Raw genomic sequence first — 6,604 nt, 5'->3', positions numbered from 1 at the left:
GGCCACCCGCCATGACGTGGGCAAAACGACCAGGCGCCCCCAGACCATCGCCGAACGTAATCGTCTCAAAGCTCGCAAAGGTTAAATAACAAGCTTCAGAGCCGCTCGGCTTGATCCCCCAAGCCGAACCGCGCTGACCTGCGGTCTGGCCGTCTACCTCCGGTGACCTGCCAGATGACATCCGACACAGTGGCGGTACCACGGCGAGCTGACCTGGCCACGGACGCGTTCCGTGGGTCGATGCGTGAACAGCCGATGTCACTGGGCCCGCGTACCTTTCCGTTTGACCGCCCGGCCGGGCGGCGACGGAGGGATGAGACATGGAGTGGATCGGGGACGTTCGGCTGGCGGCCGGGCCGGAGGCCACCTGGTACCTCGAGACGGCCTTCACGCCCGGGGAGCACCTGGGGACGGTGTACGACGATCCGACAACGCCCGTCGTGGTCAAGGGTATTGAAGAGGTGACCGCCATTCGCATACCCAGCGGCCGTCTTGTCGTGGACGCGCCGTGGCATGACGACGAAACCTGGGAGTACGAGCGAGGACTACCCACGAGTCCCCCACGGGAGCTGGCGGTGCGAATTCCCCCGGGCACCTACCGGGTGCAGATCGCGTGGACGGCGGGGCCGTACCAATTCTTCGGGAAGCACTTCGACGGTGTCGCGTGCGCCGCGACCCGCTTGTGCATCAGTGACGACCCCGTGGTCGGGTGGGAGATGGGCCTGGGTGTCGACGACGATATCGACCGGCTTCAGCCAGGCGAGCAGATCCGCTTTGCCTCCGACGCCAATGTGGGCTGCTTCGCCGACGCCGGCGCGTGGATGGCTTTGACCGCGCCGTTTCGCGCGTATGTGGACGGTTGGCCGGTGCCGCGCGACTCGGAACAGCTGCCCGGCGGGTGCGAGCGGGTCACCGACGAGTCACAACAAGCCGATCTGGTCACGTTCACGGCAGAGTCGGGCGGCATCGTCTGGCTGGGCCGCACCAAGACCGGCGACGTAGCCACGATCGTCGTAACCAGCGGCATGCCTGGTGCCAAGGCGTGACGCGGCGCCACCGAGCCCGCTCGCCGAACTTCCCGAACGACTTGAGGACTTGACCAAGTGAGGCGAGGAGTACCCCCGCTCGGCTCAGCAGGCCCCGAATCGCGCGACCACCGTTGAACACAGCATCGCACCATGAACATCCAACACGATCGCCGCCAGCACCTCACGATCACCGTGGCGACGTAACCCGCCGCCCTGAGGCCGCGACGGCGCCTCCGGCACCACCCGCTGCAACAGCTCCCACAACTCGTCCGGCACCAGCCGCTCAACCATCCCCACGCCGGGAGGCTACCGACCTCAAGGAGAAGACCGCAGTCAGCGGCCCATTCGGCACTGCTCGTCGAACCGAAGCAGCACCCGTACCAGACGCCACACTCCGGCGAGGATCCGGCCTCCAGGAACTGCTGTTGGGCGCCGTCGTTGACGTCCACCAGCAGGACGACCCGCAGTCTGGAGCCGTCGAACACGGCCTGGGAGACCCGCTGCGACACCTCCCGTGCCGGCGGTCGTTCTGAGGTGGTGGTCATCCTGCGCACGTCTCCTACGCGGGACAGCGGAACACGGGGACTGCGTCCGATCCTGTGCCGCTCCCGGCATCACCACGACTCGTGCGCACCACGCGGTGAGTGCCCGGGACCGCGGGGCGGCCCGCACCAGGACCTACCAGTCCTCCTCCTCGCCGCCGCGCATGTGACGCCACTGCTGGACGACCTCCCGCGCACCGCGTGCCAGTTCGGCGTAGTGCGCCGGGCATTCCCACAGTTCGCGGGCCGAGAGCTCGACGGGCACCGGAGTGTCCGGGTAGTCCTCGGGCGCGTACAGATGCACCACCGCCTCATACCGGGAGTCCACGTGCGTGGTCGCGGACCAGGGGTGCTGGGGGTGCTCGCACGAGGTGTCCGGGCCGATGGTGTCCAAGGCCGCGACCAAGTCGCGGGCGTAGGAGGGGGGCAGGCCGTCGTAGGTCTGGGCGATGCCCATCCACAGGGACAGGAACAGGCCGATCCGTTCGTCGTCGCGCACCTGCCCGGCCAGCCAGCGGCGGGCGGACCACAGCGCGACGGGGCCGGTGTTGTCCTCCCAGGAACGCCGGATCGCCCCCTGCAGGGCGACGATGTCGATCCCGCCGTCGTCCCGGAGGAACCGCGCGTCGAGGTGAGAGACGTCCACACTGCCGAAGAGCTCCTCGTGGGCCTCGCGCATGCGGGCAGCGGCCCCGTCGGCGAGGCCGGCGAGGAACGCCTCGCAGTCGAACGCCGCCAGTTCCTCGCCCTCCAGCCCGTACTCCTCGGCGAACACGGCACGGCCAGCCTCGGACAGCATGCTCACCCCGGCCTCGACGCCGTACTCGTCGTCCACGTCCGTGGGGTGGGCTCCGGCCGGGCAGGTGCAGGACGCCGGGTCGAGCGTGGCCCGCACCCCTTCCAGGGCTTGCGTGTACGACGCGAAGAGGGACTTGCTGAAGACGCGTGCGGCGACGTACCAGCACGTGGTGTGGAGCAGGATCGTGTACCCGGTCCGTTCCCGGCGCCCCTGCGGGGTGCCGATGCGGTCGAGCGCGTCCGCCGCGTCGTCGGCGAGCAGTCCGAGGGTCGCCGGCGGGCTCCCGTGGGGGTAGTCGCTGACGATCCCGCAGAGGTCGGAGATCAGTTCTTTGTAGTCGTCGGGCAGGGTGGGGGTCACTTCAGTCACGTCGGTAATCGACGACGCAGTGGGCCGGCCGGTTCCCGCGGCGCAGGTCAGGGCCTCACCGGTGGACGCGTCCTGCCCGGGGAAGTGAGCCGAGCAGGCCCCTGGGTACTCACCAGCACGACCCCATCGCCGCGGAGGTGCAGGGTGTCCCGACCCGTAGACCGTGTCCAGGATCCCTGGGGGCCCGGACCCCCTACGCGCCCGGCAGCCGTGGCCGCAGCGCACCGACCGCACCTGGCCGACGGGGTCACCGAGGACCAGGTGGAACGCTGGGTCCCCGCAGTGTCGTTCGGGCCGTCCGGGGCGACGGCTCACCGCAGGTTCACCGAGTGGACGAAGGCCAGGGTGTGGGCCAAGCTGCACCGCCTGGTCCTCGACGAACTCGGCTCCCGCGGCGACCTGGACTGCTCGAGGTGCGCCATCGACTCGGTGAACATGCGGGCCCTGAAAAGGGGGACCTGACAGGCCCGAATCCTGTCGACCGGGGCAAGTACGGCTCGAAGATCCGACTGGGTTCGCTGAGAAAGCGCCTCGAATGAGTGAGACAGGACAACCACCAGTTGGCTCTATCGAGCAGTAGTGGGTTCTGGCACAGATCTTGGGGAGCGGTCGCGGAGGGTCACTCCCCCTGCCTGGTGAGGCCGCATGTTGAGGTGTCGCGTATTCCGGCCCCGGGACTGGTGAGGTCATTGGCTCCAAGCAATGATCGCGGATTTAGCTGCGGATCTGCTCGTTCGGGTGGGCCTGGGTCCGGAGACGCTGGCGGAGATCGATGTCCTTGGGGGTGAGCGGTTCCTCTGGCCGGCGGCTGCGACTGGTTTGGGCCTCATCGGCAGGCTGTCGTCCGCCGCGGTGTCCTCGGCTTCGGCGAGGGCCCAGTAGAGCGAGGCGACCGAGGGTGCTCGCCTTTGTTCTTGCCCGCGGGGACCGTTGAAGCGGGTCGCCAGGCTGGCGGTTGCTCGCCTGACATCATGGACGGGTCGGCTACCGGAACATGTCTACCCGTCGAGAAGAGGAACGCGTGGGAGTTACGAAAGACGTCATCAAGGCCGGGGATGGTGTCCACTTCGCCAAGCCGGGCGACACCGTCCAGATTCCCTACACCGGTACGCTGGCAGACGGCACAAAGTTCGACTCCTCCGTGGACAGGGGTGTTCCGTTCGTCACCAAAATTGGCGTCACGAGAGCGGGCAGCCGATGACCCACCACCACAAGGGCTTTGTGCGCTATGTCGCCCTCGATCCGCGCGTGGGCACCGACCGATACCCCTTCAGCCTTCCGGTCGTCACCCGCCTCGCCGGCATGGACAGGCTCGATCTGGACCCGGCGGTGACGTTCCTGGTCGGCGACAACGGCTCGGGCAAGTCAACCTTGATCGAGGCGCTGGCCACGGCCGCCGGGTTCAACGCCGAGGGCGGTTCCCGGTCCTTCCGGTTCGCCAGCCGGGCCACCGAGTCCGATCTGGGCTGTCACCTGACTGTGTGCTGGAACCGTAGGCCTCGTACGGGTTTCTTCCTGCGCGCGGAGAGTTTTTACAACGTGGCCACCGAGATCGAGCGGCTGGACGAAGGCTCGGGGGAACTGCTGCACGCCTACGGCGGCCGGTCCCTGCACGAACGCTCGCACGGCCAGTCGTTCCTCGACCTGGTGCACCACCGTTTCGGCCCGAACGGTCTCTACATACTGGACGAGCCGGAGGCAGCCCTGTCAGTGCAGGGATGCCTGGCGTTGATGGTCCGGATCCGGGAACTCCTCCGACGAAGCTGCCAGTTCGTGGTGGCCACGCATTCGCCGATCCTGCTGGCCATGCCCGGTGCACGAATTCTGCAGATCGAAAGCGACGGCACCATCGAGCAGGTGCAATATGAGCAAGCCGAGCCCGTCGCTTTGACCCGCGCATTCGTCAACCGCCCTGACCGCTTCCTGGACCGGATGTTCGCCGAGGAGGCATAGACCAGTCCGTTCGACGGCGCTTTCTGCGCGGTCAGCCAGGACGAGGCGTGCACGCACCGACGCCCTTTCACCAGGAGATGCAGCCGCACCGCTTGCGGGCGGGTGTGCGACTTCATTCCGCGACAACACTTCCCGATCCACAGGCCAAAAGTGCCTCCCGCAGTGAGCAGCAAACGCCGTCGGTTGAGACCTACACAGCCAACCAGTCGTCTGCACCGGCCGCTCGGCTGCGAGCAGCAGGTGGTATCGGTCGGCCTGGGCTGGTGTCCCCTTGTTGGCAGCCTTGACCACTGGTCAGCTGCATGCTCCGTGCCGCTCCCAGCGGTACGTCCGCTGGCCGTACCGGCTCTCGGTCTGCCCACACTGCCGACCGGGCTCCGAGCTGGGCACCCTCGACTAGTAGGTGACGGCGAGGGCCCCGCCGCCCATGCCGACGCAGACCGGAGCGATTTGCGTTCGGGTGACGCCCAGGTCGAACGGGTCACAGGTCGAAGAGGAGTCAGAAAGGTTGCGGGGACGGACGGCTTCCGCCTGTGCGCTGCCGGCGGAGAGGACCAGTACGAGGCCAGCCAGGCGACCGCGGAGGGCAATTTAATGAGTGGAGTCGGCTTGATCAGTCACCTGTCAGCTACGGTGCAGGCCATGGTCAGCCGCGTGTACGTGCCCTGGTTCTCAGTAGGAGAAGCCGACGAGGACGCGTTCGAGACGCTGGACGGCGCACGGTGCAGGTTCGTGTCCGTGCTACGCGAGCGCGCGGTCACCTGGCCGTGCGACCCGGACGACACCCTTGTCCTCCGCCCCGAGGAGACAGGGTTCGCGCATCTGCTGGCCCTGCTCTGTGCAGTGACGCCGGGAACCAATGTCATTTCCCATGTCTTCGGTGCGTTCTTCGACGGGCAGGGCGTGCTCGGCACCGAACTCCACGACCAGATGTACATTCCCCTCCAAGGGTCTGTGGTGGGGATACTCCGCGTGGCCGGTTCACCTGGTCGATGCGCGGAACTCACTGCAGGCTGGTTCGAACGCATCCTGCGGGGCCGAGCCGGCAACCTGGCCACCCCACCGTCGTGATCTTCATGTCCGAGCTGCAGCTTGTGTGACCCAGGAGCAGGCGGTGGAGGCACTCCGGTAGCAGGTACCGACGTGCCCACACTGCTACCCGGACCCCGAGCTGGGCGTCCTCGACGGTAGGGAGAGCCCCGCTCACGGGGTAGTGGCGGGGCCGGAAGAAGGCTGGCGCAGCGCTCGTTAGATTCCTGAGGCGACGCAGTCCTCCAGTTCCGCGGCTAGATCGGGATCCGGCTTGGGAATGGTGCCGTAATCAACATCATTGTCCACCTCAAGGCGTCGTACAGCCTCGGCAAGGGAGTCGGACAGCGGCACCACCAGCAACGGCGTGCCGGGGTCGTCGAGGTCCGCGGCCGAGTCGTCGACCTCGTACACGGTCAGGAAAGTCACGGTCCGCGGGGACCACGGCCACGCGCTGTCCCGCCGTTGCGATGGCGTGACCTGCAGTATCGGGTTCTCGTCCAGCCGGCGCAGCTCCTGCGTCTGGTCGTACCAGAGCCTGGCGTCGCGGAGTTCACTGTGCTGCAGGTGGTGCAAGTACATGCAGTGGGCGGCGGTGGAAGAGTCCGCGCCGGCGGCGAACTGCCACCAGAACTGTGCAGCCTCGTGCCGGTCGGCGAGGTACAGCAGACAGGCGAACGCCAGGGCACCGCCGGGTTCGATGGTGGCCCGGTCGTCGACCAGCAGGGCCATCGCGGCGATCGCAGCCGGATCACGGACGACACGCGAGCACAGGGCCTGCAGCTCGTGAGCGGCCCGCTCATGCAGGGCTGCCGGCACAGCACAGCGAATGCCGTCCGAGGCGCGGCCGGCCGCGCCGTTGGCCGTACGGATCCACCGGGCAC

The 6,604-nt window shown here is 67.6% G+C and carries 6 protein-coding genes and 3 pseudogenes; 5 read left to right on the top strand and 4 right to left on the bottom strand.

What is annotated here, in order from left to right; genetic code table 11:
* Positions 1–320 precede the first annotated feature (320 nt).
* Complete coding sequence (locus tag ACZ7GZ_RS41730) at positions 321–1,046, top strand: DUF4241 domain-containing protein (RefSeq protein WP_471032904.1); 726 nt, start codon at positions 321–323, stop codon at positions 1,044–1,046.
* A gap of 144 nt (positions 1,047–1,190) precedes the next feature.
* Here ACZ7GZ_RS41730 and ACZ7GZ_RS41725 read toward each other — a convergent pair.
* The 3 genes and pseudogenes from ACZ7GZ_RS41725 to ACZ7GZ_RS41715 all read right to left on the bottom strand — a co-directional run.
* Positions 1,191–1,319 (bottom strand): annotated as a pseudogene (locus ACZ7GZ_RS41725) (IS5/IS1182 family transposase); the annotation flags it as partial.
* Between the two features lie 116 nt (positions 1,320–1,435).
* Positions 1,436–1,573: pseudogene (locus tag ACZ7GZ_RS41720) on the bottom strand (TcmI family type II polyketide cyclase); the annotation flags it as partial.
* Positions 1,574–1,706: 133 nt separating this feature from the next.
* On the bottom strand, positions 1,707–2,738 hold the full coding sequence (locus tag ACZ7GZ_RS41715) for a hypothetical protein (protein WP_471032902.1): 1,032 nt from the start codon (positions 2,736–2,738) through the stop codon (positions 1,707–1,709).
* A 288-nt stretch (positions 2,739–3,026) separates the two neighbouring features.
* Between ACZ7GZ_RS41715 and ACZ7GZ_RS41710 the strand changes: the two are divergent.
* The 4 genes and pseudogenes from ACZ7GZ_RS41710 to ACZ7GZ_RS41695 all read left to right on the top strand — a co-directional run.
* A pseudogene (locus tag ACZ7GZ_RS41710) lies at positions 3,027–3,250 on the top strand (IS5/IS1182 family transposase); the annotation flags it as partial.
* A 482-nt stretch (positions 3,251–3,732) separates the two neighbouring features.
* Entirely contained in the window at positions 3,733–3,939 is a 207-nt protein-coding gene (locus tag ACZ7GZ_RS41705) for an FKBP-type peptidyl-prolyl cis-trans isomerase (RefSeq protein ID WP_471032900.1), read from the top strand.
* Positions 3,936–4,691: an AAA family ATPase gene (locus tag ACZ7GZ_RS41700; RefSeq protein ID WP_471032898.1), complete on the top strand. Its 756-nt coding sequence runs from the start codon at positions 3,936–3,938 to the stop codon at positions 4,689–4,691. The genes ACZ7GZ_RS41705 and ACZ7GZ_RS41700 overlap by 4 nt, the downstream gene beginning before the upstream one ends.
* A gap of 609 nt (positions 4,692–5,300) precedes the next feature.
* The gene (locus tag ACZ7GZ_RS41695; protein WP_471032895.1) at positions 5,301–5,762 is read left to right on the top strand and encodes a hypothetical protein; all 462 of its coding nucleotides are present in this window, start codon (positions 5,301–5,303) and stop codon (positions 5,760–5,762) included.
* A 177-nt stretch (positions 5,763–5,939) separates the two neighbouring features.
* On the opposite strand, the gene ACZ7GZ_RS41690 is transcribed toward ACZ7GZ_RS41695, so the two are convergent.
* The coding region (locus tag ACZ7GZ_RS41690) for a hypothetical protein (RefSeq protein ID WP_471032894.1) at positions 5,940–6,604 on the bottom strand (665 nt) is incomplete at its 5' end.

The organism is Streptomyces sp. NPDC037288 (genome assembly GCF_055603265.1).
The sequence above is the reverse complement of the archived record's forward strand: the minus strand, read 5'-3'. Positions and strand labels throughout refer to the sequence as shown.